The organism is Streptomyces sp. NPDC001415 (assembly GCF_053597395.1).
The window spans coordinates 186501-213498 of the sequence record NZ_JBSFIE010000003.1 but is presented as its reverse complement, the minus strand read 5'-3'; the positions used below and the strand labels follow the sequence as shown (position 1 = coordinate 213498).

Below are 26998 nucleotides of genomic sequence, written 5' to 3'. Positions count from 1 at the left end.
GCCCAGCGGACACTCCCCAGGCCCTAGGCGTCGCCCTCCCGCTCCGCGAGGAAGCGTTCGAACTCACGGCCCAGTTCCTCCGCCGACGGGAGGTCCGCCGGTTCGGCGACCAAGTTGCCGCGGGATTCGGCACCCGCCACGGCGTCGTACTGGTGCTCAAGGCCCTGGACCAGGCTGACCAGTTCCTCGTCGCCCTCGCCGATCTGCCGCTCGATCTCGGTCTGGGTGCGCTGCGCCTCCGTACGGAGGCCGTGCGCAACACTCGGCAGGACCAGTCCCGTTGCCGCCGTGACGGCCTCCAGGGCGGTCAGCGCCGCGTCCGGGTAGGCCGAGCGCGCCACGTAGTGCGGCACGTGCGCGGCAACACCCAGGACGTCGTGGCCGGACTCCATCAGGCGGTACTCGATCAGCGACTCGGCGCTGCCGGGCACCTGCGCCTCGTCGAACGGCGAACGGTGGCCGGGCATCAGGTCCGTGCGGTTGCCGTGCGGCGTGAGGCCGACAGGGCGGGTGTGCGGCACGCCCATCGGGATGCCGTGGAAGTTGACCGAGAGGCGCACGCCGAGGCGCTCGACGATCTGGCGCACGGCGAGCGCGAAGCGCTCCCACTCGACGTCCGGCTCGGGGCCCGACATCAGCAGGAAGGGCGCGCCCGTGGCGTCCTGCACCAGGCGGACCTCAAGGGCGGGGACCTCGAAGTCCGTCCAGCGGTCCCGCCGGAACGTCAGCAGCGGGCGCCGGGCGCGGTAGTCCACGAGCCGGTCGTGGTCGAAGCGGGCCACCACCTGGTGGGGCAGCGTGTCCAGCAGCTTCTCGACGATCTGCTCGCCGGTCTCACCCGCGTCGATGTAGCCGTCGAAGTGGTACAGCATGACCAGGCCGGCCGACTCCTGCGCGAGCGCCATGTCGACGACGGCGAGGCCCTTCGGCTCCCATTCGTACAAACCCTGCGGATCAAGCACGATTACCGCTCCTCCTCGTGTTCATCAGGAAGAACGACCGCCAGGACGCGGGCATTCCCGTCCCCGCCGCTTTCACGGAAAGCCTTGCCCGGCCGGGAGAAGCTCGCGGGGGCGGGCCTCCAGTCTGCCGGGCGGAACCCGGCCCTGGCCGCGACATCTGTCAACTCGGCGACGCAAGAGCCGAGTTGACGGAGAGCGCCGGGCAGGGCGGCCGGGAATGAAGTGGGCCCGGAAATGAAGTAAGGCCAGCTCCCTATGGGGGCGGGCCTTACTTTCAGCTATCTACCAGCTGGGGTCAGAGCGTCAGCTCTGGCCGCCCGCCAGCTTCTCGCGCAGGGCAGCCAGCGCCTCGTCCGACGCCAGGGCGCCGGAGTTGTCGTCCGACTCCGAGGAGTACGAACCACCGGAGACGCCCGCCGGGGCACCGGCCGGGGCGGCAGCACCCTCGGCAGCGGCGGCCTCGTCGGCCTCGCGGGACTTGATGACCTGGGCCTGGTGCTGCTCGAAGCGCGACTGCGCCTCGGCGTACTGCCCCTCCCAAGCCTCGCGCTGGGTCTCGTAGCCCTCAAGCCAGTCGTTGGTCTCGGGGTCGAAGCCCTCGGGGTAGATGTAGTTGCCCTGGTCGTCGTAGGACGCGGCCATGCCGTACAGGGTCGGGTCGAACTCGACCGACGCCGGGTCGGCACCGAAGGACTCGTTGGCCTGCTTCAGGGACAGCGAAATCCGGCGACGCTCAAGGTCGATGTCGATGACCTTGACGAAGATCTCGTCGTTGACCTGGACGACCTGCTCCGGGATCTCCACGTGGCGCTCGGCCAGCTCGGAGATGTGGACCAGGCCCTCGATGCCCTCGTCGACGCGCACGAACGCACCGAACGGAACGAGCTTGGTGACCTTACCGGGGACAACCTGCCCGATCTGGTGCGTACGGGCGAACTGCTGCCACGGGTCTTCCTGCGTCGCCTTCAGCGACAGGGAGACACGCTCGCGGTCCATGTCGACGTCGAGGACCTCGACGGTGACTTCCTGGCCGACCTCGACAACCTCGGACGGGTGGTCGATGTGCTTCCAGGACAGCTCGGAGACGTGGACGAGACCGTCGACGCCACCCAGGTCCACGAAGGCACCGAAGTTGACGATCGAGGAGACGACGCCGGAGCGGACCTGACCCTTCTGCAGGGTGGTGAGGAACGTCTGGCGAACCTCGGACTGGGTCTGCTCAAGCCAGGCGCGGCGGGACAGGACCACGTTGTTGCGGTTCTTGTCCAGCTCGATGATCTTCGCCTCAAGCTCCTTGCCCACGTAGGGCTGGAGGTCGCGGACACGACGCATCTCGACGAGGGAGGCCGGCAGGAAGCCACGGAGGCCGATGTCGAGGATGAGACCACCCTTGACGACCTCGATGACGGTACCGGTGACGATGCCGTCTTCTTCCTTGATCTTCTCGATCGTGCCCCAGGCACGCTCGTACTGAGCGCGCTTCTTGGACAGGATCAGGCGGCCTTCCTTGTCCTCCTTCTGGAGAACCAGGGCCTCAATCTCGTCGCCGACCTTGACGACCTCGTTCGGGTCGACGTCGTGCTTGATCGAGAGCTCGCGGCTCGGGATCACGCCTTCGGTCTTGTAACCGATGTCGAGCAGGACCTCGTCCCGGTCGACCTTCACGATGACGCCGTCGACGATGTCGCCGTCGTTGAAGTACTTGATCGTCTCGTCGATCGCGGCGAGGAAGGCTTCCTCGTTACCGATGTCGTTGACCGCTACCTGCGGAGTGGTAGAGGTGGTCTCGGTGCTGCTCGTCATGTGGGAAAGGGCTCCGGTTACGGACAGAAAGTCGTAGGTACTGCCACGCCGAGAGCCCGTATCGCCTCTGCAGAAGCCGGACAGCCTGGGAAGCGCCGATCCGGGTCGGTCCGGATGGCGCCTCGACAACCGAGGGGACATACAACAGATGGAAGCGCGCCTGCTACGTCTGAGGTGCGCAGGCTCGCAGCGCAACTTGTAGCATACGGGGGCAGCCGGACACGGTCAATGCGCGAAGGCGCACACCCGGGGCGGATCCCCGCATTCCCGGCACAACTAAGGTTCCCCGAGGCCACGATGGGCCCCGCAGACCTCTTTCGAGAACCTTCGGAACACGAGGTCGCGTTCCGCGCAAACTACAACGACGGACACGATGAGCCAAGAGATCCCAGCGTACGAGTCCGATAACGGGTCCGATTCCGAGCCCGAGGCGACCAGGCGTACCGCCGACGACACGGAGAGCAGCCGGGCCAGCCGCGGCTGGTGGGACCGCAACGCCGACGAGTACCAGACCGATCACGGAGCGTTCCTCGGGGACGACCGGTTCGTGTGGGGCCCCGAGGGCCTGGACGAGGCGGACGCCCGCCTCCTTGGCTCGACGGAGTCCCTCAAGGGCCTCGACATCCTGGAGATCGGCGCCGGCGCGGCCCAGTGCTCGCGCTGGCTGGCCGCCCAGGGCGCCCGCCCGGTGGCCCTGGACCTCTCCCACCGCCAGCTCCAGCACGCCCTGCGCATCGACGGGGGCGCGTTCCCGCTCATCGAGGCGGACGCCGGCGCCCTGCCCTTCGCGGACGGCTCCTTCGACCTGGCGTGCTCGGCCTACGGCGCGGTCCCCTTCGTGGCGGACCCCGTGAAGGTCTTCCGCGAGGTGCGCCGGGTGCTGCGCCCCGGCGGCCGCTGGGTCTTCTCGGTCACCCACCCCATCCGCTGGGCCTTCCCCGACGAGCCGGGCCCCGAGGGCCTGTCCGTCGCGGCCTCCTACTTCGACCGCACGCCGTACGTCGAGCAGGATGAGAGCGGTCACGCGGTGTATGTGGAGCACCACCGCACCCTGGGCGACCGGGTGCGGGACGTGGTCGCGGGCGGGTTCCGCCTGGAGGACCTGGTCGAGCCGGAGTGGCCGTCCTGGAACGCCCAGGAGTGGGGCGGCTGGTCCCCGCTGCGCGGCAATCTGATCCCCGGAACCGCGATTTTCGTGTGCGTACGGGACTGAGGCGCGTAGGGGGCTGAGGCGCATCCGGGACTGACCTCGGGCCAGGCCGCGGGCCGGAGCCTGGCTGGGCTGGGCTGGGCTGGGCTGGGCTGGGCCCACGGTGCGCGTTACCCGGGGTTAGTCATACAAGCCCACCGTCCCTGTGGACAGAGCGCCACACGGTCTGGCGGGACGTACGACACTGAGCGCATGATCCGAACCGACGCACTCGACGCCCTCCCGGTCCGTGAGGCCGTGCCCGAGCTGCTGGCCGCGCTCGACGGGCACGGGACGGCCGTGCTGTGTGCGCCGCCCGGCACCGGCAAGACCACCCTGGTGCCGCTGGTCCTCGCGGGCCTGGTCGGGGGCGGCCCGGTGCGCCGGGTCATAGTCGCCGAGCCACGCCGGATCGCGGCCCGGGCGGCCGCGCGCCGGATGGCCTGGCTGCTCGGCGAGCGGACGGGTGCGCGGGTCGGCTTCACCGTGCGCGGCGAACGGTCCGTGGGGCCCGACACCGTCGTCGAGGTCGTCACCACCGGTGTGCTCCTCCAACGCCTGCAGCGCGACCAGGAGCTGACCGGGGTCGATGTCGTCGTCCTCGACGAGTGCCACGAGCGCCATCTTGACGCGGACACGGTCGCCGCCTTCCTCCTCGACGTGCGGGCGGCCCTGCGGCCGGAACTGCGTCTGGTGGCGGCTTCCGCGACGACGGACGCCGAGGGCTGGGCCCGGCTGCTCGGGGACGCGCCGGTCGTCGAGGCGGCCGGGGTTGCGCACCCGGTGGAGGTGGTGTGGGCGCCGCCCGCGCAGCCGGTCCGGCCGCCGCACGGCATGCGGGTGGACCCGGCGCTGCTCTCGCATGTGGCCGGCACGGTGCGGCGGGCGCTGGCCGAGCGGGACGGCGATGTGCTCTGCTTCCTGCCCGGCGTGGGTGAAATCGCCCGCGTGGCCCGGCAGTTGGGCGATCTGGCCGAGGTCGAGGTGCTCCAGGTGCACGGCCGTGCCCCGGCCTCCGTACAGGACGCGGTGCTCGCCGGATCCGACGGGCGGCGGGTGGTCCTCGCCACCTCGGTCGCCGAGTCCTCGCTGACCGTGCCCGGGGTGCGCGTGGTCGTGGACTGCGGCCTGGCCCGCGAGCCGAGGGTGGACCACGCCAGGGGACTCGGGGCACTGACGACGGTACGGGCCTCGCAGGCGGCGGCCCGCCAGCGCGCGGGCCGGGCCGGGCGTGAGGCCCCTGGTGCGGTGTACCGCTGCTGGACCGAGGCGGAGAACGTCCGCCTGCCGCGCTTCCCCGCTCCCGAGATCAAGGTCGCCGACCTGGCCGCCTTCGCCCTGCAGGCTGCCTGCTGGGGCGATCCGTCGGCCGAGGGCCTCGCGCTGCTCGACGCGCCGCCGGTCGGCGCGATGGCCGCGGCCCGTTCCGTACTGACGGCGATCGGGGCCGTCGACGGACAGGGCCGGGCCACCGAGCGCGGCGCCCGCATGGCTCGGCTCGGGCTGCATCCCCGGCTCGCCCGGGCCCTCCTCGACGGCGCTTCAGAGGTGGGTGGCCGGCGGGCCGCCGAAGTGGTGGCCCTGCTGAGCGAGGAGCCTCCGCGGGAGTACGGGGACGACCTGGCGGCTGCCTGGCGCACGGCACGCCGGGGCGGGGACGGGTATGCGGCGCGCTGGCTTCAGGAGGTGCGGCGCCTCGCCCCGTTCGCCGGGAGCCATTCCGAGAAGGGCTCCGCCGAGGCCACTGCCGGGCTCGTCGCGGCGCTGGCGTTCCCGGAGCGGGTGGCGCGGGCACGTGGCGGCGGCTCGTTCCTCATGGCGTCCGGCACGGGCGCCGAGGTGGCGCAGGGGTCCGGGCTGAGCACTGCGGGCTGGCTGGCGGTGGCCGTCGCGGACCGGCCCGTGCAGGCGGCGTCCGCCCGGGTCCGCCTGGCCGCCGTCATCGACGAGGCGACCGCCCGGCTCGCCGCGGGGCATCTGCTGGCGGAAGGCGAGGAGGTGCACTGGGATGACGGTGACGTGGTGGCACGCCGGGTGGCCAGGCTCGGCGCGGTCGAGCTGTCCGTACGCCCGCTGAAGAACGCGGACCCGGCGCTCATACGCGAGGCACTGCTCGACGGCCTGGCGCGCGACGGGCTCGGACTCCTGCGCTGGACCCGTGAGGCGCGGGGTCTGCGGGAGCGGCTCGCGTTCCTGCACCGGGTGCTCAAGGAGCCCTGGCCCGATGTCGCCGACGCGGCACTGCTGGACCGGGCCGCGCAGTGGCTGGAACCCGAGCTCTCCCGGGCCCGGCGCCGGGCCGACCTCGGGCGGATCGAGGCGGGCGCGGCACTCAACCGGCTGCTGCCGTGGGCGACCGGGGAGGCGGCCCGACTCGACGAGCTTGCCCCCGAGCGCATCCAGGTCCCGAGCGGATCACGGATACGAGTGGAGTACGGGGGTGAACAGCCCGTACTCGCCGTCAAGTTGCAGGAGATGTTCGGCCTGGACGGCACACCGGAGGTGGCCGGGGTGCCCGTGCTCGTCCATCTGCTCTCCCCCGCGGGACGGCCCGCCGCCGTCACCGCGGACCTCGCGAACTTCTGGCGCGACGGGTACCGGGCGGTCCGCGCCGAACTGCGCGGCCGCTACCCCAAGCACCCGTGGCCGGAGGATCCGACGGTGGCGGAGGCGACCCGGTTCACCAAGGCGCGGCTCAAACAGTAGGGAGCGCCTCGGACGCGGCTCAAAGGGGGAAAACGCGGCAAAGGGGCGGCTCAGGCGATGACGGGGTCGAGGCGCTCCGTGACGGCGGGCGGCGGGTCGCTGGGGCGGCGGCCGCGCGCCTCCAGCCAGAGGGAGAGGGCGAGCAGCGCGAGCCCGAGGCCGAGGAATCCCCAGGGGAGATAGGAGGTGAGCAACAGGACCAGGACGCGGTTCTTCTTGACCAGGTCGACGGTGTAGTTGACGTAGTCGTCGCGCATCTTGACGTCGCCGGCGAACACGGTGACCTTGTCGCGGCCTCCGAGGAGGGTGCCGCCGCGCATCTCCTCCTGGTTGAGTTCCTCGCCGTTGACCGGGGCACCGGTGACGGGGTCGATCCAGAACTTGCGCGTGGTGGTGTACCAGAGGGAGGTGCCGGTGGTCTTCTCCAGGGTGCTGGAGTCGATGCCGGGCAGCGGCATCTTCTTCGGGTAGGGCACCTTGGTCCAGGGGATGGTCTGCTCGAAGTAGTACACGTCGAGGCCGTGGAAGCTCTGGGTGCCCTTGTAGTGGATGGGCGCGGAGGTGCGGGCCTGGAAGTCGAAGTACTCGTAGTCCCGCTTCTCGGTCAGGAACGGCCACTTGAACTCGATGCCCTTGCGCTGCACCGGATCGCCGTCGACCATCTCGCCGGTGGCGTGGACGGGCGCCTGGCTGTGCGCGTCGAAGATGTAGCGCTCGGGTATCTGGGAAACCAGCTTGCCGTCGGGTCCCTGGACATAGGAGAGGGTGTCCCACACCACGACGTCCCTGCCCGCGCTCTTCTCGATCTCCTTGGCCGCCTCGACGTTGCCTTTCAGCGTCTGGACGACCGTCACTTTGGGGACCGTCTTCGACTGCATGGTGCCGTAGTCGATGAGGGTGGCGTTCTTCGCTTCGAGGACCGCTTCCTGGTACTGGCTTGGCGGGATCTTCGCGAGCCGGGGAAAGGCGTACCAGCGCAACAGGGGTGACAGGGCGCCGAAGAACACGGCAAGGGCGAGCAGGACGAGACTGGCTTTGCGTCGCATGGACCTGCTCTCCCTCTGGATCGGCCGGCCTTCGCTTGGCGTGGCGTACATCGGCCGGCTTTGCTTGGCGTGGCTCCGCTTGGTCTTGCGCTGCTTGGCCTGGCTCTGCTCAGCCCGGCTCTGCCTGTCTCGTACTACTCGGCCTGGGTGATCTTGCCGGGGGCGCTGGGCACGGTGGTGAGCAGCGGCTTCGGCGAGGTCTTGCCCTCGGGGGCGCCGATGGCCGAGATGGTCAGGACGAGGGCGAGGGCGGCGGCCAGCCCGATCGCGGCGGCTATGAGGGCGCGCATGCTCGGCCTCCGTCAAGCTGATGGGTCGTCAGGAGTGGGCACCGTAGCAACGCCGGGCCGAGATGAGAACACGTCGAACAGCCCCTCTGCCGTCGGGCGACAAAGGGGCTGCTGGGAAGAGGGGGACGGAGACGCTCCTCAGGAGGAAGCGGCAGCCACCTTGAGTTCGAGGGTGAGCGTGGCGCCGCCCTCGGTGGTGAGGCGGAGCAGGAACGTGCCGGTCTGGACGTCCGCGTACATCTTCGGCAGGACCAGGGCACCGTTCGCGTCGGTCTTCAGGTCCGTGAGTTCGCGGACCGGGTTGCCCTTGGCGTCCTTGAAGTACGGGCCCTTGTCGTTGACCTTGGGCGCGGCCTTCGGGTCGGCGCCGGCGGCCGGGGTCAAGATCATGGTCGCGGATGCCGCCACACCGGAGGCGACGGCACCCTTGTAGGTCGCCTTGACCGACACCTGGTTCGCGAACTCGCCGCTCGGCGCGGCCGTCAGCGCCTTGGCGTCGACGCGGGTCAGGGTGTCGGCCTGCCGGGCGACGACGGTCGCCTTCCACTCGACGGCGGTCAGGCTCGCCTCGGTGACGGTGGCTCGCACCGTGAACGTGCCGGTCTTCTCGCCCGCCTTGAGCGCGGGGGCGGCGACCGTGCCGTCGGCCGAGGTGGCCACGGTCACGGTGGTGGCCCCGCCGGGGAAGCGGGTGTCGGTGTCGCCGACGATCTCGAACTTCACCGGCACCTTGGCCATCGCCTTGCCGGACGCGTCCTTCACCCGTGCCGTCGGCTGCCCGCCGAAGGCGCCGCCCGCGAACGCCGTCAGCTCCTTGGCGCCCACGCCCTCGAACGTCGTCGCCCGTGGCACGGTCGGCGTCGGAGTGCCGCCGCCATCGGGCTTGGTGGGCGGCACCGTCGGCTTCGCCGGCGGGGCGGGCGGGGTCGGCGTCGGCTTGGGAGACGGCTTCTTGCTCGGCGGCGCCTGCGGGGTGACCGGTGCCTGCGGGGTGACCGGCGGCTGCTTGGGGGTGGTGTGGTCACTGCGGCGGCCGGGCAGCGAGCCCGTGCCGTCGGGGACCTCGTGAGTACCGCGCCGGTAGAAGTCGAACCACGTGGTGACCGTGGTCAGGTACTCCTGCGACTGGTTGTAGCTCAGGATCGCCTTGTCCAGGTCGTCCTTCACCGCGAGGTCGCGGCCGTTCCCGCAGAGGTAGAACCCGGCGGCGAGCGCCGCGTCGTAGACGTTGTTCGGGTCCTTGACGCCGTCGCCATTGCCGTCCCGGCCCGAGGTCGCCCAGGTCGACGGGATGAACTGCATCGGGCCGACGGCCCGGTCGTGCACCTTGTCACCGTCGTACGCGCCGCCGTCGGTGTCGGTGATGTTGGCGAACCCGGCGCCGTTGAGCACGGGGCCGAGGATCGGGGTGAGGGTGGTGCCGTTGGCGTCGACCCGGCCGCCGCTCGCGTGACCGGACTCGACCTTGCCGATGCCCCCGAGCAGCTGCCAGGGGAGGTGGCAGTTCGGCCGGTCCGTCGCGAGCGCCGCCTCCGCCTTCTTGTACGCGTCGAGAACGGTCGCGGGTATGCCCTGCTGGTCGCCGACGGGAAGCGTGCCCGCCGACGCGTTCGGCGGCGGCGTCGGCGACACGAGCGGCGGAAGGTCCGTGTAGTACGGGGAGTTGCCGGAGGCCGGGGCGTCAGGGGTGGGGGTCGGTGTCACATCGGAAGCCGCCTGATCGGTCGGGCTGCTCGCGTGCACGACTCCCGGCGCCTGCGAGGCGGAAAGTGCCGCCACCGCCAGCGCGGCCACCGCCGTGGTGCCCGCTCCCTTGCGCAGTCGTCGGCCCATGTGCGGTGCCATACGTCAAGTCCCTCCCCGTATTCGGCTGTCCGCGCTCCCCAGCGCGAGACTCATGTGACACTACGGCAACCGTTGGCGCCATGACACCGCGGGCTGACCGCTTTTCACTGATTCGCCACCTGTGCGTTGCCGGGTGGCGGCGGGGGAACCGGTGCCGAATACCGAACGTTGGTGATCGCTGACGGGTCAATGACCTCTGTCAGCTGAAGGTTGAAATCTGTCCTTGGTTATGGGGTCATCTGTCGTCTGTGATCGGCCGGCGGTCACGGGCCATCAGATTTTCAGGTGCCGACCGCCATCTAACCGCCAACGACTAACGGACGGCTAACGGGTATCGGCCGACAACTGACACCTGACGAACCGTGACAAGTGCGTACAGACAGACCACAGGTAGACCACAAACAGACCGCAGACAGGCCAATCAACCGATGGGACGTGCATGCCATTCACGCTGAGCCACGCCGCAGCCGTACTGCCGGGCATCCGGAGGGACGGCACCGGGCGCGGCCGACTGATCGCGTCCGCCCTCGTCGCGGGGTCGTTCGCGCCGGATGTGACGTACTACGTGGCGACGGTCGTGCCGGCCGCGATGCCGTTCGGCCGGGTCACGCATTCCGCGCTCGGGGTCGTCACCGTGGATGTGGCGACGGCATGTGCGCTGGTCGCGCTGTGGGTGCTGCTGCGCGAACCGCTGCTCGCGCTGCTGCCGAGGGCGTCCTGGCGTTCGCGGGTGTACGCGGTGGTGCGCGGCGAGGTGTGGCAGCGGTCCGGGTCCTGGGCGTCGGCCGGCTGGTTCGCGCTGTCGGCGGCGATCGGTTCCGCCACGCATGTGGTGTGGGATGCGTTCACTCACTTCGACCGATGGGGCATGCGGATACTGCCCGTGCTGGGCGAGGAACTCGCCGGGTTCCCTTTGTACTGGTATGCCCAGTACGGCGGATCGGCGCTGGCGCTGACGGGAATCGGCTGGTTCACGGTGACGGCACTGCGCCGGACGCGCCCCGTCAGCGTCCCCCCTTCCAGCCCTCACCCCGCCGGCTTCCACCCCCACGGGATCCGAGCCGTCGCCGGCCCCTTCCTCGCGGCGGATGCCCCCGCGCACGCAACGGAGGCTCCGCCCGGCCTCGCCCCGCGGCAACTCCGGGGCGTTCTGGTCCTGTTGACGTTGTGCACGGCGGCGGTCGCGGCGTACCGATGTCTGCGTTGGTACGCGTTCTACGGCGACGCGTCCATCCTGGGTCTTGTCCCGAGCGCCTGCTTCGGGGGTGGTACGGGGCTGGTCCTTGGCCTGATGGCCTATGCGGTGGCATGGCGGTCGGGTCGCCTCGATCGGGTCGAGAATTCCACGGTGGCGGACTCTGCCCGGTCGCACCGCTGAATGGGGTGCCTTGGCCGGGCCGTGCAGCCCCGCACCACCGTTCAACTCCCGGCTGGCACTGGTCAGTTGAGCGGAAACCTCCGCCGGGCCCGGGCGGAAAGTCACCCGGCCCCGGCGGAGGCGCTCGCTAGTGGGCCGCCGATTCCCAGTCGTTGCCGGCGCCCACCGAGACGTCCAGCGGGGCGCGGAGTTCCACCGCTCCGGCCATCTCGTGGCGGACCAGCGCCTCGACCTGGTCGCGCTCGCCGGGGGCGATTTCCAGGACGATTTCGTCGTGGACCTGGAGCAGCAGGCGGGAGGTGAGGCCGGCTTCGGTGAGGGCGCGGTCCACGTTCAGCATCGCGACCTTCACGATGTCGGCGGCCGTGCCCTGGATCGGGGCGTTGAGCGCCATCCGCTCGGCCATTTCGCGGCGCTGGCGGTTGTCGCTGTTGAGGTCGGGCAGGTAGCGGCGGCGGCCCAGCATCGTCTCGGTGTAGCCCGTGGCGCGGGCTTCCTCGACGACGCGTTGCAGGTAGTCCCGTACGCCGCCGAAGCGCTCGAAGAAGGTGTCCATCAGGCCGCGGGCCTCGCCCGCGTCGATGTTGAGCTGCTGGGAGAGGCCGAAGGCGGACAGGCCGTAGGCCAGGCCGTACGACATCGCTTTGATCTTGCGTCGCATTTCCGGGTCGACGTGCGACTTGGCGACGCCGAAGACCTGTGAGGCGACCGTGGTGTGGAGGTCCTCGCCGGAGGTGAACGCTTCGATGAGGCCCTCGTCCTCGGAGAGGTGGGCCATCACGCGCAGTTCGATCTGGCTGTAGTCCGCGGTGAGCAGCGACTCGTAGCCTTCGCCGACGACGAAGCCCCGTCTGATGGCGCGGCCCTCGTCGGTGCGGACCGGGATGTTCTGGAGGTTGGGGTCGGTGGAGGAGAGGCGGCCGGTCGCGGCGACGGTCTGGTTGAACGTGGTGTGGATGCGGCCGTCGGCGGCGATGGTCTTGATGAGGCCTTCGACGGTGACCCGCAGTTTCGCCTGCTCGCGGTGGCGCAGCATGATCACGGGCAGCTCGTGCTCGGTCTGGGCGGCGAGCCAGGCCAGTGCGTCGGCGTCGGTGGTGTAGCCGGTCTTGGTCTTCTTCGTCTTGGGCAGGGCGAGTTCGCCGAAGAGGACTTCCTGGAGCTGCTTGGGCGAGCCGAGGTTGAACTCGTGGCCCACCGAGGCGTGCGCTTCTTTTACGGCCTGCTGGACGGCGCCCGCGAACTGCTGCTCCATGGCTTCCAGGTGGGCGCGGTCGGCGGCGATGCCATACCGCTCCATGCGGGCCAGGAGGAGGGAGGTGGGCAGTTCGACGTCGTGCAGGAGTTCTGCGGCGCCGACTTCCTTGAGTCGTTCGGTGAAGGCGTCGCCGAGGTCGAGGACGGCTCGGGCCTGGGTCATCAGGGCGTCGGCCTCGGCTTCGTCGTCCGCGCCGAAGGCGAGCTGGCCGTCGGCGGCCCCGGCGGGGGCCAGCTCGCGGCCGAGGTATTCGATGGACAGGGCGTCCAGGGCGAAGGAGCGGCGGCCCGGCTTGACGAGGTAGGCGGCGAGCGCGGTGTCCATGGTGACGCCGGCGATGGTCCAGCCGTGCTCGGGGAAGACGCGCATCGCGGCCTTGGCGTTGTGCATGATCTTGGGCTGGGCGGGGTCCGCGATCCAGGCGGCGAAGGCCTGCTCGTCGGCCTCGTCGACCAGTGCCGGGTCGAACCAGCCGGCTGCTCCGTCGGCCGCGGCCAGCGCGATTTCGGTGACGCTGCCGGTGCCGAGGGCCCAGGTGTCGACGGTGGCCACGCCGAGCGGCTGCCCGGCGTGCTCGGCCAGCCAGGGGGCGAGCTCGCCCGCGCCGAGGACCGTGCCGTCGAGTTCGAGGCCGGCGGCCGGCGGCGGGGCCTGTTCCTCGCCGGCGCCCGGGTCGACGGCGAGGAGTCGCTCGCGCAGTGACGGGTTGCGGATCTCCAGGACGTCCAGGACGCCGGTCACCGCGCTGCGGTCGTAAGGAGCGCGCTCCAGCTCGGCGGGGCCCTTGGGCAGCTCGACGTCCTTGACCATTTCGGTCAGGCGGCGGTTCAGCTTCACGGCGTCGAGGTGGTCGCGGAAGTTCTGTCCGGCTTTGCCCTTGACCTCTTCGGCGCGTTCGACGAGTTCCGCGAACGAACCGAACTGGTTGATCCACTTGGCGGCGGTCTTCTCTCCGACGCCCGGGATGCCCGGCAGGTTGTCGGAGGGGTCGCCGCGCAGCGCCGCGAAGTCGGGGTACTGCTGCGGGGTCAGGCCGTACTTCTCCTCGACCTTCTCCGGGGTGAAGCGGGTCAGCTCGGAGACGCCCTTGGTGGGGTAGAGGACGGTGACGTTGTCGGAGACCAGTTGGAAGGAGTCGCGGTCGCCGGTGACGATGAGGACTTCAAAGCCTGCCGTCTCGGCCTGGGTGGCGAGGGTGGCGATGATGTCGTCGGCCTCGAAGCCGTCGGTGGCGAACCGGTCCACGTGCATCGCGTCGAGGAGCTCGCCGATCAGCTCGACCTGGCCTTTGAACTCGTCGGGGGTCTTGGACCGGTTCGCCTTGTAGTCGGGGAACTCGGTGGAGCGCCAGGTTTTGCGGGACACGTCGAACGCGACCGCGAAGTGGGTGGGCGCCTCGTCACGCAGCGTGTTCGCGAGCATGGACATGAAGCCGTAGACCGCGTTGGTCGGCTGGCCTGTCGCGGTGGTGAAGTTCTCCGCGGGCAGCGCGAAGAACGCCCGGTACGCCAGGGAGTGCCCGTCCATGAGGAGCAGGCGCGGTCGGTTGTCCGGGGTCTTCTTCGATGCTGTCTCAGCCATGCCCCCGATCCTGCCACGCCCCACTGACAATCCTGGCCAGTGCGGGCTCCGGGCGTCCGGTCCGGGCCTGTCCGGGCTGCTCGGCGCGGTTGTCGGTGGCGCGTGGCAGGATCGGGTACGTACCCACCTCGTACCCGCACGACGTGTTCGCTCGAAGGGGAGCAGTGCCATGGCCAGCAAGCCGCCCACAGGTGATCCGGTCCAGGACGCGCCGCGGGTCGAAGCGCCCAAGCATGCGGCTGCCGGTCTCCCCGCGATCGGTCATACGCTGCTCATGGCCCAGCAGCAGATGGGGTTGCGGCGTACGGCGCAGACCTTGTTGAAGGTCAACCAGAAGGACGGTTTCGACTGTCCGGGGTGTGCCTGGCCGGAGGGCGAGAAGCGGCATGCGGCGGAGTTCTGTGAGAACGGGGCGAAGGCGGTCGCCGAGGAGGCGACGCTGCGTCGGGTCACGCCCGATTTCTTCGCCGAGCATCCGGTGGCCGACCTCGCCTCCCGCAGCGGGTACTGGCTGGGGCAGCAGGGGCGTCTCACGCAGCCGATGTATCTGCCCGAGGGTGCCGAGCGGTATGAGGCGGTCACCTGGGAGCGGGCGTTCGAGATCATCGCCGAGGAGCTGAACGCTCTCGGCTCCCCCGACGAGGCCCTCTTCTACACGTCGGGGCGTACGAGCAATGAGGCGGCGTTCCTGCTTCAGCTGTTCGCCCGCGAGTTCGGCACCAACAATCTGCCCGACTGTTCCAATATGTGCCACGAGTCGTCGGGTTCGGCGTTGACGGAGACTCTTGGTGTCGGCAAGGGGAGCGTCTCGCTGGAGGATCTTCACCAGGCGGATCTGATCGTGGTCGCGGGGCAGAATCCGGGCACCAACCATCCGCGGATGCTGTCGGCTCTGGAGAAGGCGAAGTCCGCCGGAGCGAAGATCATCTCGGTGAATCCGCTGCCGGAGGCGGGTCTTGAGAAGTTCAAGAACCCGCAGACGCCGCAGGGCATGATCAAGGGCGCCGCTCTGACGGACCTGTTCCTGCAGATCCGTATCGGCGGCGACCAGGCTCTGTTCCGCCTCCTCAACAAGCTGATCGTGGAGACCGAGGGTGCCGTCGACGAGCTGTTCGTGCGTGAACACACCCATGGATTCGAGGAGTTCAGGGCCGCGGCCCAGGGGGCGGACTGGGATAGCACGCTCGCCGCGACCGGTCTGAGCCGTGCCGAGATCGAGCAGGCGCTTTCCATGGTGCTCGCCTCCCGGCGCACCATCGTGTGCTGGGCGATGGGCCTGACTCAGCACAAGCATGCCGTGCCGACGATCCGCGAAGTCGTCAACTTCCTTCTGTTGCGCGGCAACATCGGGCGGCCGGGCGCCGGGGTCTGCCCGGTGCGCGGCCATTCGAACGTGCAGGGCGACCGCACGATGGGCATCTTCGAGCGGCCGGCGCCCGCTTTCCTCGACGCCCTGGAGAAGGAGTTCGGGTTCGCCCCGCCCCGCCACCACGGCTACGACGTCGTACGGTCCATCGAGGCGCTGCGCGACGGCAGGGCGAAGGTGTTCTTCGCGATGGGCGGCAACTTCGTGGGCGCGACCCCGGACACCGAGGTGACGGAGGCCGCGATGCGCCGGGCCTCTCTGACGGTGCACGTGTCGACGAAGCTGAACCGTTCGCATGCGGTGACCGGTCGGCGGGCCCTGATCCTGCCCACTCTGGGCCGTACGGACAAGGACGTACAGAAGAGCGGTCGGCAGTTCGTGACCGTCGAGGACTCGATGGGCATGGTGCATGCCTCCCGCGGCAACCTCACGCCCGCGAGCCCTCATCTGCTGTCCGAGCCGGCCATCGTGGTGCGCATGGCGCGGGCCACGCTCGGCGCGCGGTCCTCGATCGACTGGGCGGAGTTCGAGAGGGACTATGCCACCGTCCGCGACCGTATCGCGCGTGTGGTGCCCGGCTTCGAGGACTTCAACGCCAGGGTCGCCCGTCCCGGCGGCTTCCAGTTGGCGCACGCCCCGCGCGATGAGCGCCGCTTCCCGACGGCCACCGGAAAGGCCAACTTCACGGCCGCCCCGGTGGAGGTTCCGGAGGTGCCCGAGGGCCGGCTGCTGCTGCAGACGCTGCGTTCGCACGACCAGTACAACACCACCATCTACGGTCTGGACGACCGCTACCGCGGGATCAAGGGCGGCCGCCGTGTCGTCCTCGTGAACCCTGAGGACGCGCGCGAGCTGGGCCTGGCCGACGGCTCGTACGCGGATCTGGTCAGCGAGTGGAAGGACGGTGTGGAGCGCCGGGCGCCCGGTTTCCGTGTCGTCCACTATCCGACGGCGCGTGGCTGCGCGGCCGCCTACTACCCGGAGACGAACGTCCTGGTGCCACTCGGCGCGACGGCGGATGTCAGCAACACCCCGGCCAGCAAGTCGGTGGTCGTGCGCTTCGAGAGTGCCGGGCAGGAGAGCGGGGTGCGGGAATGAGAGCTGCGCCCTAAGCGTTTGCTCAGGCATCTGGTATGACGGTGCGGACACCAGCACAGTGACCGCAGATGAACGGAGCCGGAGCCGATGGGCGAGCAGAGCAGCGTGAAGTTCCCGCAGGAAGTCCTCGACGAGTACGCGGCCCTCGGAGTCGACCTGCCCGCCCTGTTCTCCGCCGGGCACCTGGGCACCCGCATGGGCGTGCAGATCATCGAAGCCTCGGCGGAGCGCGTCGTGGGCACCATGCCCGTCGAGGGCAACACCCAGCCGTACGGGCTGCTGCACGGAGGCGCCTCCGCGGTGCTCGCCGAGACGCTCGGCTCGGTCGGCTCGATGCTGCACGGCGGCATCACCAAGATCGCGGTGGGCGTCGACCTGAACTGCACCCACCACCGCGGGGCGCGCAGCGGTCTGGTCACCGGTGTGGCCACTCCCGTGCACCGCGGGCGGTCGACGGCGACGTACGAGATCGTCATCACCGACGAGCAGGACAAGCGGGTCTGCACGGCCCGCCTCACCTGCCTGCTGCGCGACGCGGAGGGCCTCAAGAGCTGAGTGCGCGGGCGCGACCCGACGCATCCCGCGGACGGGTCAAGTCCGTTTCGTGGCCGGTGAGTTGACGACTCACCGGCCATTGTCACGTGGTGGCCCGCACCCTAACGTCGAGCCATGAGGACCCCTGGACGACCGCGGGCACACCTCGCCCTGGCGGGCGCGCTCGCCGCGGTGGCCGCCCTGGGCGGCTGCACCACCGGACACTCCGATCCCCCGGGCACCGCCACGCTCAGCGCCTCCGCCCCCGACTCGCCGTCCCCGCAGGCCACTTCGCCCGCCGAGCTCTGCACGCACCTGATCACGTACTGGGCGAAGCAGGAGCTGGACGCGGGGCAGGGCTCCGGGCTCGACTACCAGGAGAAGGGCCTGTCCGACGGACAGAACGAGATCCTCCTGGCCACCCTCGCCGCGGCCCGCAAGGAACGCGCGGCCCACGGCGCGGCCGCCGGCGACCGGCTCATCGAGCAGCAGGCACGCCAGGGTTGTGCCGAGCGCTACCGCAACGGCGCCCCGACGACGGACCCTTGGGCGCAGACGAAGCAGCCCACCCCGTCCGGATCTTCGTAACGCAGAGTGACAATCGCGCCGGATGTCGAGCGGCGAGATCCGGCCACCGGACAGGCCCTCGTCAGCCATCGACCGACATCCGGACACACAGTGGCCTGTCAGCACCATGATCCCCTCAAGCCCCTTAGCGGAACTGGGCGTTCTCATCATGCGAGAAACCCGCGTGCCCCAAAATGTACAAATTGTCCGCCCTGCACCGTCAACGTTTGGCCTTGGCATAACAAGAAAGTCACATCCTGTCCTCGCCGCTCCCCACCCCCCTCAGCTGCGCTTAGAGTCACGGCCAGTCACCGCGCCGCCGGGTGCGACTGCTGCACGGCCCTTACCACCCAGTACGGCCCGGCGACCGACACGGCACCTCACACACGAGGAGGCCGCGCCAGGGAAAGGACCCATCGTGCGACACCGTTCCTTGCTCATCCTCACCACAGTGCTCACCACAGGTGCACTCACACTCACCGCCTGCGGTTCGCGCGACAAAGGCGGCGACACCAGCAGCGGCAAGAAGCAGACCGTCGTCATAGGCGTCGACGCACCCCTCACAGGTGACCTGTCCGCCCTCGGCCTCGGCATCAAGAACTCCGCCGACCTCGCCGCCCAGACGGCGAACAAGCAGAACCTCGTCCCCGGCGTCGAGTTCAAGACCCAGCCGCTCGACGACCAGGCCCAGCCCTCCGTCGGCCAGCAGAACGCCACCAAGTTCATCGGCGACAAGACCGTCGTCGGCGTCGTCGGCCCCCTCAACTCCAGCGTCTCGCAATCCATGCAGAAGCCGCTGAACGACGCGGGCCTCACCCAGATATCCCCCGCCAACACAGGCACCGAGCTGACCCAGGGCGACGGCTGGAAGACCGGAAACAAGGTCCGCCCCTACAAGACCTTCTTCCGCACCGCCACCACCGACCAGGTCCAGGGCGCCTTCGCCGCCAAGTACCTGTTCAACAACGCCAAGATCGACTCGGTCTACCTCATCGACGACCAGAAGACCTACGGCGCCGGCCTCGCCGCGTCCTTCAAGGACACCTTCACCAAGCTCGGCGGCAAGATCGTCGGCTCCGACCACATCAACCCCGACGACCGCGACTTCAACGCCATCGTCGCCAAGGTCAAGAACACCGGAGCCAAGGCCCTCTACTACGGCGGCGAATACCCCGCCGCCGGCCCCCTGAGCCAGCAGCTCAAGGACAGCGGCACCAACATCCCGCTCATGGGCGGCGACGGCATCTACAGCTCCGACTTCATCAAGCTCAACAAGAAGGCCGCCGGCGACCTCGCCACCTCCGTCGGCAAGCCCGTCGAGCAGCTCGACTCCGCCAAGAGCTTCATCGCCAACTACAAGGCAGCGGGCTACAAGGACGCCTACGAGGCCTACGGGGGCGGCACCTACGACGCCACCTGGGCCATCATCCAGGCCGTCAAGGACGTCGTCGCCGCCAACAGCGGCAAGGTCCCCAGCAGCGACCTGCGCGCCAAGGTCCTCGACGCCGTCGGCAAGGTCAAGTTCGACGGAGTCACCGGCCCCGTCTCCTTCGACCAGTACGGCGACACCACCAACACCATGATGACCGCCTACAAGGTCACCGACGGCACCTGGAAGCCCGAGCTCAGCGAGGCCTACAAGCCGTAACCCGGCGACCATCCCGCCCCAGCACTCGACAAGGACCGCGCGGGAGCGCCACCAGCGCTCCCGCGCGGTGCCATATCCGATCACTTCACGGAGGCCCCGCGGTGCACGAACTGCCGCAACAGCTGGCCAATGGACTCATCCTCGGCGCGATGTACGGACTGATCGCGATCGGCTACACGATGGTCTACGGCATTGTCCAGCTCATCAACTTCGCCCACGGCGAGATATTCATGGTCGGGGGCTTCGGGGCTCTCACCGTCTTCCTCGCACTCCCGGCAGGCTTCTCACTCCTCGCCGCCATCCCCCTCATGATCATCGGCGGAGTCATCATCTCCGTCCTCGTCGCCACCGCGGCCGAACGCTTCGCCTACCGGCCTCTGCGCAACGCACCACGCCTGGCCCCCCTCATCACCGCGATCGGCCTCTCCCTCGCCCTCCAGCAGGCCGTATGGAAGTGGTACCCCGACGCCAAGAAGGACCGCTCCTTCCCCCAGTTCGACGGCAGCCCCTTCCACATCCTCGGCGCCAACATCCAGCGCGGCGACCTCTTCATCCTCATCGCCGCCCCCGTCTGCATGATCGCCCTCGGGTTCTACGTCACCAAGACCCGCACCGGCCGCGGCATGCAAGCCACCGCCCAGGACCCCGACACCGCCAAACTCATGGGCATCAACACCGACCGCATCATCGTCATGGCCTTCGCCATCGGCGCCGCGTTCGCAGCCGTCGCAGCCGTCGGCTACGGCCTCCACAACGGCCAAGTCGGCTTCCGCATGGGCTTCATCATGGGCCTCAAAGCCTTCACCGCAGCCGTACTCGGCGGCATCGGCAACATCTACGGAGCCATGCTCGGCGGCATCGTCCTCGGCCTCGCCGAATCCCTCGCCGTCGGCTACATCGGCAACATCCCCAGCATGGAACTCTTCGGCGGCGGCGCCTGGAAGGACGTATGGGCCTTCGTCCTCCTCATCGTCGTCCTCCTCGTGCGACCCCAAGGCCTGCTCGGCGAACGCGTCGCGGACAGGGCGTGATCACCATGACAACCAACACCACCACCCGCACCAACGACAGCGGAACCCCGCTCGTCCCGCTGCTGCCCACCCCCCTCGCCCGGCACACCGTCACCGCAGGCTCCGCCATCGCCCTCATCGGCACCTTCATGGCCTGGACCTGGACCAGCGACTTCCCCGGCGACCTCACCGTCGACGGCTACCCCGGCGGCCTCCAACTCCTCACCCTCACCGGCGCACTGCTCACCCTCCTGTTCGCCCTCTCCACCTACGGCGTCAAGGGACTGCGCTGGCTCACCCCCGCCGGCACCAACGCCCCCCTCCGCCTGCTCGCCCTCGCCACCTTCGCCACCACCGGCTACACCCTCGGCGCGATCTCCAGCGACCTCGGCGGCATCGTCAACCTCGAACCCGGCGCCTACGTCTCCGGCATCGGCTCCCTCATCGCCCTCGTCGCCGCCTTCGCCCTCCCCGGCGACACACCCGGCACCGACACCACCGGCGACAACCCCTGGCAACGCATCCGCCACACCCTCGCCGCCCCCAGCCCCCGCACCGCCAAGAACATCCCCGACTGGGCCGGCATCCTCATCATCGTCGCCGCCTTCGCCATCGGCCTCTACGTCTTCGCCTACGGCATCGACACCGAATACACCGAACTGTTCATCGGCTTCCTCATCACCGCCGTGTTCACGTTCGCAGCCCTCACCCAGGCAGGCCTCCTCGCCCGCCTCTCCGCACTCACCGCACAACACCGCACCGTCACCCTCAGCGCCGCCTTCGTCGCCGCGATCTGCTTCCCCTTCACGCAGTCCAGCGACGAATACGCCCTCATCGGCGCCAACATCCTCATCTTCGCCACCGTCGCCCTCGGCCTCAACGTCGTCGTCGGCCTCGCAGGACTCCTCGACCTCGGCTACGTCGCCTTCCTCGGCGTCGGCGCCTACGCCGCAGCCCTCGTCTCCGGCGCCGGCCAATCCAGCCTCGGCGTCCACTTCCCCTTCTGGGCCGCCATCCTCGTCGGCGCCGGCGCATCCCTCGTCTTCGGCGTCCTCATCGGCGCCCCCACCCTGCGCCTGCGCGGCGACTACCTCGCCATCGTCACCCTCGGCTTCGGCGAGATCTTCCGCATCACCATGAACAACCTCAACGGGAACAGCGGACCCAACGTCACCAACGGCTCCCGAGGCATCCCCGCCATCCCCGACATCACCATCTTCGGATACGACCTCGGCATCCCCCACGACATCGCCGGCTTCACCCTCGGCAAACCCGGCAACTACTACCTCCTGATGCTCCTCGTCACCCTGGTAGTCGTCACCGTCTTCCGCCGCAGCGCCGACAGCCGCATCGGCCGCGCCTGGGTCGCCATCCGCGAAGACGAAACCGCCGCCACCGCCATGGGCATCAACGGCTTCCGCGTCAAACTCATCGCCTTCGCACTCGGCGCCACCCTCGCCGGACTCGCCGGCACCGTACAAGGCCACCTCACCAGCACCGTCACCCCCGAGCAGTACCAATTCGCCGGCTCCGTACCCCCCAACTCCGCCTTCCTCCTCGCCGCCGTCATCCTCGGCGGCATGGGAACCATGAGCGGACCCCTCATCGGCGCCGCACTCCTCTACCTCATCCCGGCCAAACTCCAATTCATGCAGGACTACCAGCTCCTCCTCTTCGGAGTAGCCCTCATCGTCCTCATGCGCCTGCGCCCCGAAGGCATCGTCGCCGACCGCAGGAAAAAGCTCGAATTCCACGAAACCGGCCAACTCGACGTACCCGAAACAAGCCTCACCGACACCGTCGGCGTCACCAAGGCGGGGGCGTGACCAGCATGACCACCACGACCAACACCGTCCTCCACGCCAGCGGCGTCACCATGCGCTTCGGCGGACTCACCGCCGTACGAAACGTCGACCTCACCGTCAACAGCGGCGAAATCGTCGGCCTCATCGGACCCAACGGCGCAGGCAAAACCACCTTCTTCAACTGCCTCACCGGCCTGTACGTCCCCACCGAAGGCAAGGTGACGTACAAGGACACCGTCCTGCCCCCCAAGCCCCACCTCGTCACCAAAGCCGGCGTCGCCCGCACCTTCCAGAACATCCGCCTGTTCCCCAACATGACCGTCCTGGAAAACGTCCTCGTCGGCCGCCACACCCGCACCAAAGAAGGCCTCTGGTCCGCACTCCTGCGCCTCCCCGGATTCAACAAAGCGGAGAACGTATCACGCGAACGAGCCATGGAACTCCTGGAGTTCACCGGCCTCGCCGCAAAAGCAGACCACCTCTCCCGCAACCTCCCCTACGGCGAACAACGCAAGCTCGAAATCGCCCGCGCCCTCGCCAGCGAACCCGGACTCCTCCTCCTCGACGAGCCCACCGCCGGCATGAACCCCCAAGAAACCCGCGCCGCCGAAGAACTCATCTTCGCCATCCGCGACCAAGGCATCGCCGTCCTCGTCATCGAGCACGACATGCGCTTCATCATGAACCTCTGCGACCGCGTCTCCGTCCTCGTCCAAGGCGAAAAACTCGTCGAAGGCACCCCCGACATCGTCCAAGCCGACGAACGCGTCATCGCCGCCTACCTCGGCACCCCCTTCGAAGGCGCACCCGGAGACGAAGAACTCGCCGAAGTAGAAGCGGCGGAATCGGCGCAGAGCACCACCAGCACCGAAGGAGACACCCCGTGACCGCACTCCTCGAAGTCGAGGACCTCCGGGTCGCCTACGGCAAAATCGAAGCCGTCAAAGGCATCTCCTTCAGCGTCGAAGCAGGACAAGTCGTCACCCTCATCGGCACCAACGGCGCCGGAAAAACCACCACCCTGCGCACCCTCTCCGGCCTCCTCGAACCCCTCGCCGGAACCATCAAATTCGACGGCAAACCACTCAAGAACGTCCCCGCACACAAAATCGTCGCCCTCGGAATGGCCCACTCCCCCGAAGGCCGCCACATCTTCCCCCGCATGACCATCGAGGACAACCTCCGCCTCGGCGCCTACCTCCGCGACGACAAAACAGGCATCGAAAAAGACATCCAACGCGCCTACGACCTCTTCCCCATCCTCGGAGAACGCCGAAAGCAAGCAGCCGGCACCCTCTCCGGCGGCGAACAACAAATGCTCGCCATGGGCCGCGCGTTGATGTCCCAGCCCAAGCTCCTGATGCTGGACGAACCCTCCATGGGCCTCTCCCCGATCATGATGCAGAAAATCATGGCCACCATCAGCGAACTCAAAGCCCAAGGAACCACCATCCTGCTCGTCGAACAGAACGCCCAAGCCGCGCTCTCCCTCGCCGACCAGGGCCACGTCATGGAAATCGGCAAAATCGTCCTCTCCGGAACCGGACAAGACCTCCTCCACGACGAATCCGTCCGCAAGGCATACCTCGGCGAAGACTGAGCTCTGAGTACACACGAAAGTGGCCCGCATCCGGGGTGCCGGACGCGGGCCACTCTCATTTATGTGCGGGGGTTACTGACCCTTCGCCGCCTTCTTCTCCTCGGCGTCCTCAATAACCGCCTCGGCCACCTGCTGCATCGACATCCGCCGATCCATCGACGTCTTCTGAATCCACCGGAACGCCGCCGGCTCCGACAGCCCGTACTGCGTCTGCAGCACCGACTTCGCCCGGTCCACCAACTTCCGCGTCTCCAAACGCTGCGAGAGGTCGGCGACCTCCTGCTCCAGCGCCTTCAGCTCCGTGAACCGCGACACCGCCATCTCGATCGCCGGCACGACATCGCTCTTCGAGAACGGCTTCACCAAGTACGCCATCGCACCGGCGTCCCGGGCCCGCTCGACCAGATCCCGCTGGCTGAACGCGGTCAGCATCAGCACCGGGGCGATCGACTCCTTCGCGATCAGCTCGGCAGCGGAGATCCCGTCCAGGACGGGCATCTTCACGTCGAGGATCACCAGGTCCGGCTGGTGCTCCCGGGCGAGCTCGACGGCCTTCTGCCCGTCACCGGCCTCGCCCACGACCGCGTAGCCCTCTTCTTCGAGCATCTCTTTGAGATCGAGGCGGATGAGGGCCTCGTCCTCGGCGATGACGACGCGGGTCGTCAGCGGGGGGACGTGCGTCGCGTCGTCGTCTGCGGTGGGCTGGGGCGACTCGGGGGCGGTCACGGGGGCTCCTCGTTTTAAGGCAAGTACTGCTTCCCAAGAGCGTACCTAGCTGCGGTATGGTGGGGGCACGCAGGGTTACCACGCACCTTGCTTTCCAAGGCCCCAGTACTCCAACTGGTCAGAGAGGCCGCTCTCAAACAGCGGACAGTGTGGGTTCGAATCCCACCTGGGGCACTTTTCCTCGGTTTCGAAGGTCATCAGAAGATGAGCGATCTTCACTCGCCCGCGTGAATACTGGGCATTCTCGCCACTCGGCGGCATTAATTCCGTGACGCTCGTACACATGTACGACATTGCTACCCACGAGCACGCCCTGGCCCTGGTCGCCAGCGGGCGCAGCATGAACTCCGTCAGCAAGCAGACCGGGATATCACGCGCAGCGATCCGCGCCTGGCAGACCCGCATCGAACCGCTCCCCCGATTGCTCGGCAGCCCATGCCCCAGATGCCGACCCGCGCCGGGCGCACCGGAGGACACCGCCGCGTACGCCTATCTCCTCGGGCTCTACCTCGGCGACGGTTGCATCAGCGCGCACCCGCGAGGCGTCGGCCACTACCTGCGCATCGCGTGTGCTGACGCGTGGCCCGGCCTCATCGAGGCGTGCCGGACCGCGATCAAGGCGGTACGCCCGGAGAGCGGCGTGTACAACCTTCAGAAGCAGGGGTGCGTGTCCGTGACCAGCTACGACCGCCACTGGCCCTGCCTGTTCCCTCAACATGGCGAGGGAAAGAAGCACAACCGCCTCATCGCGCTCGAACCCTGGCAGCAGGCCATCGTCGACGCCCACCCCTGGGAGTTCATTCGCGGCCTCATCCACTCCGACAGCTGTCGGATCACCAACTGGACCGAGAAGACCATCGGCGGTCGGCGCAAACGCTACGAGTACGTCCGGTACTTCTTCACCAACACGTCCGTCGACATCCTGGGCCTCTTCACTGACACCCTTGACAAGGTCGGCGTCGAGTGGCGCTCAGCCAACCAGAGTCGAGTGGCCCAGAGCATCTCCATCGCCCGCAAGGCATCCGTACAGCTCATGGACCAACACATAGGCCCCAAGTACTGAGGAGCAAGGGCGGGGCCCCCTGCAAGGGGTGGGCAAGGGGCCGTGGTCCAGGGTTACTTGGGGCTGTCGTCCTCGCCGATGTGGTGGACTCGGACCAGGTTCGTCGAGCCCGGAACCCCCGGTGGGGAGCCCGCCGTGATGACGACCACGTCGCCCTTCTTGCAGCGGCCCACCTTGAGCAGCATCTCGTCGACCTGGGCCACCATCTCGTCGGTGGATTCGACGTGCGGGCCGAGGAACGTCTCCACACCCCACGTGAGGTTGAGCTGCGAGCGGGTGGCCGGCACCGGGGTGAAGGCGAGGAGCGGGATCGGGGAGCGGTAGCGGGAGAGGCGTTTGACCGTGTCGCCGGACTGGGTGAAGGCGACGAGGAATTTCGCGCCGAGGAAGTCGCCCATTTCGGCGGCCGCCCGGGCGACGGCGCCACCTTGTGTACGGGGCTTGTTGCGGTCGGTCAGTGGGGGCAGGCCCTTGGCCAGGACGTCCTCTTCGGCGGCTTCTACGATGCGGCCCATCGTGCGTACCGTTTCGACGGGGTAGTTGCCCACACTCGTTTCGCCGGAGAGCATCACCGCGTCCGTGCCGTCGATGACGGCGTTGGCGACGTCGCTGGCTTCGGCCCTGGTGGGGCGGGAGTTGTCGATCATTGAGTCGAGCATTTGGGTGGCGACGATGACCGGCTTGGCGTTGCGCTTGGCGAGTTTGATGGCTCGCTTTTGGACGATCGGGACGAGTTCCAGGGGCATTTCGACGCCGAGGTCGCCGCGGGCGACCATGATGCCGTCGAAGGCGGCGACGATGTCGTCGATGTTGTCGACGGCTTGGGGTTTTTCGATTTTGGCGATGACGGGGAGGCGGTGGCCTTCTTCGTCCATGATGCGGTGGACGTCTTCGATGTCGCGGCCGCTGCGGACGAAGGAGAGGGCGATGATGTCGGCTCCGGTGCGCAGGGCCCAGCGGAGGTCGTCCTGGTCTTTTTCGGAGAGGGCGGGGACGGAGACGGCGACTCCGGGGAGGTTGAGGCCTTTGTGGTCGGAGACCATGCCGCCTTCGGTGACGAGGGTGTGGACGCGGGGTCCGTCGACGGCGGTGACTTGGAGGGCGACTTTGCCGTCGTCGACGAGGATGCGTTCGCCGGTGGTGACGTCGGTGGCGAGGCCGGGGTAGGTGGTGCCGCAGAGGTGGCGGTCGCCTTGGGTGTCGGGTTCGGTGGTGATGGTGAACTCGTCGCCGCGTTCAAGGAGTACGGGGCCTTCGGTGAAGTGTCCGAGGCGGATCTTCGGGCCTTGAAGGTCGGCGAGGATGCCGATGTTGTGGCCGGTTTCTTCGGAGGCTTTGCGGACGTGGTGGTAGCGCTCTTCGTGGTCGGCGTAGGTGCCGTGGCTGAGGTTGAAGCGGGCTACGTCCATTCCGGCTTCGACCAGGGCTTTGATCTGGTCGTATGTGTTGGTGGCGGGGCCCAGGGTGCAGACGATTTTGGCTCGGCGCATGGTCTGAGCCTAGGGCTTACCGATGGGTAGGGA

20 protein-coding genes and 1 tRNA gene are annotated in these 26998 nt (G+C 68.6%); 13 read left to right on the top strand and 8 right to left on the bottom strand.

Features of this window, described 5'->3' with window-relative positions; translation table 11 throughout:
- Positions 1 to 23: 23 nt before the first annotated feature.
- Both ACWC2B_RS05180 and rpsA read right to left on the bottom strand, forming a co-directional pair.
- Positions 24 to 962 (bottom strand): PAC2 family protein, encoded by a 939-nt coding sequence (locus tag ACWC2B_RS05180; protein WP_053729298.1) that lies wholly within the window; start codon positions 960 to 962, stop codon positions 24 to 26.
- 303 nt (positions 963 to 1265) lie between these two features.
- Complete coding sequence (gene rpsA, locus ACWC2B_RS05175; protein ID WP_053729297.1) at positions 1266 to 2765, bottom strand: 30S ribosomal protein S1; 1500 nt, start codon at positions 2763 to 2765, stop codon at positions 1266 to 1268.
- Positions 2766 to 3138: 373 nt separating this feature from the next.
- On the opposite strand from rpsA, the gene ACWC2B_RS05170 reads away from it, so the two are divergent.
- The gene (locus ACWC2B_RS05170) at positions 3139 to 3978 is read left to right on the top strand and encodes a class I SAM-dependent methyltransferase (protein ID WP_450715063.1); all 840 of its coding nucleotides are present in this window, start codon (positions 3139 to 3141) and stop codon (positions 3976 to 3978) included.
- A 189-nt stretch (positions 3979 to 4167) separates the two neighbouring features.
- On the top strand, positions 4168 to 6660 hold the full coding sequence (gene hrpB, locus ACWC2B_RS05165; protein WP_450715062.1) for an ATP-dependent helicase HrpB: 2493 nt from the start codon (positions 4168 to 4170) through the stop codon (positions 6658 to 6660).
- A 50-nt stretch (positions 6661 to 6710) separates the two neighbouring features.
- On the opposite strand, the gene ACWC2B_RS05160 is transcribed toward hrpB, so the two are convergent.
- The 3 genes from ACWC2B_RS05160 to ACWC2B_RS05150 all read right to left on the bottom strand — a co-directional run bounded on the left by ACWC2B_RS05160 (position 6711) and on the right by ACWC2B_RS05150 (position 9841).
- On the bottom strand, positions 6711 to 7706 hold the full coding sequence (locus tag ACWC2B_RS05160) for a DUF3068 domain-containing protein (RefSeq protein WP_450715061.1): 996 nt from the start codon (positions 7704 to 7706) through the stop codon (positions 6711 to 6713).
- 134 nt (positions 7707 to 7840) lie between these two features.
- A complete protein-coding gene (locus ACWC2B_RS05155; protein ID WP_450715060.1) occupies positions 7841 to 7996 on the bottom strand; it encodes an SPW_0924 family protein in 156 nt (51 codons plus the stop codon).
- Positions 7997 to 8134: 138 nt separating this feature from the next.
- A complete protein-coding gene (locus tag ACWC2B_RS05150; RefSeq protein ID WP_450715059.1) occupies positions 8135 to 9841 on the bottom strand; it encodes a lytic transglycosylase domain-containing protein in 1707 nt (568 codons plus the stop codon).
- Between the two features lie 439 nt (positions 9842 to 10280).
- Here ACWC2B_RS05150 and ACWC2B_RS05145 point away from each other — a divergent pair, with 439 nt between their 5' ends.
- Positions 10281 to 11219, top strand: coding sequence for a DUF4184 family protein (locus tag ACWC2B_RS05145; RefSeq protein WP_450715058.1), 939 nt, complete (start codon positions 10281 to 10283; stop codon positions 11217 to 11219).
- A gap of 127 nt (positions 11220 to 11346) precedes the next feature.
- On the opposite strand, the gene polA is transcribed toward ACWC2B_RS05145, so the two are convergent.
- On the bottom strand, positions 11347 to 14058 hold the full coding sequence (gene polA, locus ACWC2B_RS05140) for a DNA polymerase I (RefSeq protein ID WP_450715057.1): 2712 nt from the start codon (positions 14056 to 14058) through the stop codon (positions 11347 to 11349).
- Between the two features lie 169 nt (positions 14059 to 14227).
- Here polA and ACWC2B_RS05135 point away from each other — a divergent pair, with 169 nt between their 5' ends.
- From ACWC2B_RS05135 to ACWC2B_RS05100, 8 genes are all read left to right on the top strand, one after another.
- Positions 14228 to 16522 carry an FdhF/YdeP family oxidoreductase gene (locus tag ACWC2B_RS05135; protein ID WP_450715056.1) on the top strand — a complete coding sequence of 765 codons (2295 nt, stop codon included), beginning with the start codon at positions 14228 to 14230 and terminating at the stop codon, positions 16520 to 16522.
- 87 nt (positions 16523 to 16609) lie between these two features.
- The gene (locus ACWC2B_RS05130; protein ID WP_450715055.1) at positions 16610 to 17077 is read left to right on the top strand and encodes a PaaI family thioesterase; all 468 of its coding nucleotides are present in this window, start codon (positions 16610 to 16612) and stop codon (positions 17075 to 17077) included.
- Positions 17078 to 17191: 114 nt separating this feature from the next.
- A complete protein-coding gene (locus ACWC2B_RS05125) occupies positions 17192 to 17644 on the top strand; it encodes a hypothetical protein (RefSeq protein WP_450715054.1) in 453 nt (150 codons plus the stop codon).
- Positions 17645 to 18056: 412 nt separating this feature from the next.
- A complete protein-coding gene (locus tag ACWC2B_RS05120) occupies positions 18057 to 19271 on the top strand; it encodes a branched-chain amino acid ABC transporter substrate-binding protein (protein WP_450715229.1) in 1215 nt (404 codons plus the stop codon).
- Positions 19272 to 19372: 101 nt separating this feature from the next.
- Positions 19373 to 20302, top strand: coding sequence for a branched-chain amino acid ABC transporter permease (locus ACWC2B_RS05115; RefSeq protein WP_450715053.1), 930 nt, complete (start codon positions 19373 to 19375; stop codon positions 20300 to 20302).
- A 5-nt stretch (positions 20303 to 20307) separates the two neighbouring features.
- The gene (locus ACWC2B_RS05110) at positions 20308 to 22107 is read left to right on the top strand and encodes a branched-chain amino acid ABC transporter permease (protein WP_450715052.1); all 1800 of its coding nucleotides are present in this window, start codon (positions 20308 to 20310) and stop codon (positions 22105 to 22107) included.
- A 5-nt stretch (positions 22108 to 22112) separates the two neighbouring features.
- Positions 22113 to 22973: an ABC transporter ATP-binding protein gene (locus ACWC2B_RS05105; RefSeq protein WP_450715228.1), complete on the top strand. Its 861-nt coding sequence runs from the start codon at positions 22113 to 22115 to the stop codon at positions 22971 to 22973.
- Positions 22970 to 23686 (top strand): ABC transporter ATP-binding protein, encoded by a 717-nt coding sequence (locus tag ACWC2B_RS05100; RefSeq protein ID WP_450715051.1) that lies wholly within the window; start codon positions 22970 to 22972, stop codon positions 23684 to 23686. Before ACWC2B_RS05105 ends, ACWC2B_RS05100 begins: the two co-directional genes overlap by 4 nt.
- 72 nt (positions 23687 to 23758) lie before the next feature.
- Here the strand turns inward: ACWC2B_RS05100 and ACWC2B_RS05095 are convergent, their stop codons facing one another.
- Positions 23759 to 24412, bottom strand: a complete 654-nt coding sequence (locus tag ACWC2B_RS05095; protein ID WP_450715050.1) for an ANTAR domain-containing response regulator — start codon at positions 24410 to 24412, stop codon at positions 23759 to 23761.
- A gap of 99 nt (positions 24413 to 24511) precedes the next feature.
- On the opposite strand from ACWC2B_RS05095, the gene ACWC2B_RS05090 reads away from it, so the two are divergent.
- Both ACWC2B_RS05090 and ACWC2B_RS05085 read left to right on the top strand, forming a co-directional pair.
- A tRNA-Leu gene (locus tag ACWC2B_RS05090) sits at positions 24512 to 24586 on the top strand.
- A 109-nt stretch (positions 24587 to 24695) separates the two neighbouring features.
- Positions 24696 to 25475: a transcriptional regulator gene (locus tag ACWC2B_RS05085; protein ID WP_450715049.1), complete on the top strand. Its 780-nt coding sequence runs from the start codon at positions 24696 to 24698 to the stop codon at positions 25473 to 25475.
- Between the two features lie 53 nt (positions 25476 to 25528).
- Here the strand turns inward: ACWC2B_RS05085 and pyk are convergent, their stop codons facing one another.
- A complete protein-coding gene (gene pyk / locus ACWC2B_RS05080; protein ID WP_450715048.1) occupies positions 25529 to 26965 on the bottom strand; it encodes a pyruvate kinase in 1437 nt (478 codons plus the stop codon).
- Positions 26966 to 26998: the final 33 nt, after the last annotated feature.

What these genes read in the sequence shown, in the direction of transcription:
- rpsA (WP_053729297.1), bottom strand. Translation starts at nt 2,765, where the DNA reads ATGACGAGCAGCACCGAGACCACCTCTACCACTCCGCAGGTAGCGGTC.
- ACWC2B_RS05170 (WP_450715063.1), top strand. Translation starts at nt 3,139, where the DNA reads ATGAGCCAAGAGATCCCAGCGTACGAGTCCGATAACGGGTCCGATTCC.
- ACWC2B_RS05110 (WP_450715052.1), top strand. Translation starts at nt 20,308, where the DNA reads ATGACAACCAACACCACCACCCGCACCAACGACAGCGGAACCCCGCTC.
- ACWC2B_RS05145 (WP_450715058.1), top strand. Translation starts at nt 10,281, where the DNA reads ATGCCATTCACGCTGAGCCACGCCGCAGCCGTACTGCCGGGCATCCGG.
- ACWC2B_RS05125 (WP_450715054.1), top strand. Translation starts at nt 17,192, where the DNA reads ATGAGGACCCCTGGACGACCGCGGGCACACCTCGCCCTGGCGGGCGCG.
- ACWC2B_RS05135 (WP_450715056.1), top strand. Translation starts at nt 14,228, where the DNA reads ATGGCCAGCAAGCCGCCCACAGGTGATCCGGTCCAGGACGCGCCGCGG.
- ACWC2B_RS05130 (WP_450715055.1), top strand. Translation starts at nt 16,610, where the DNA reads ATGGGCGAGCAGAGCAGCGTGAAGTTCCCGCAGGAAGTCCTCGACGAG.
- pyk (WP_450715048.1), bottom strand. Translation starts at nt 26,965, where the DNA reads ATGCGCCGAGCCAAAATCGTCTGCACCCTGGGCCCCGCCACCAACACA.
- ACWC2B_RS05150 (WP_450715059.1), bottom strand. Translation starts at nt 9,841, where the DNA reads ATGGCACCGCACATGGGCCGACGACTGCGCAAGGGAGCGGGCACCACG.
- ACWC2B_RS05105 (WP_450715228.1), top strand. Translation starts at nt 22,113, where the DNA reads ATGACCACCACGACCAACACCGTCCTCCACGCCAGCGGCGTCACCATG.
- hrpB (WP_450715062.1), top strand. Translation starts at nt 4,168, where the DNA reads ATGATCCGAACCGACGCACTCGACGCCCTCCCGGTCCGTGAGGCCGTG.
- ACWC2B_RS05155 (WP_450715060.1), bottom strand. Translation starts at nt 7,996, where the DNA reads ATGCGCGCCCTCATAGCCGCCGCGATCGGGCTGGCCGCCGCCCTCGCC.
- ACWC2B_RS05085 (WP_450715049.1), top strand. Translation starts at nt 24,696, where the DNA reads ATGTACGACATTGCTACCCACGAGCACGCCCTGGCCCTGGTCGCCAGC.
- ACWC2B_RS05160 (WP_450715061.1), bottom strand. Translation starts at nt 7,706, where the DNA reads ATGCGACGCAAAGCCAGTCTCGTCCTGCTCGCCCTTGCCGTGTTCTTC.
- polA (WP_450715057.1), bottom strand. Translation starts at nt 14,058, where the DNA reads ATGGCTGAGACAGCATCGAAGAAGACCCCGGACAACCGACCGCGCCTG.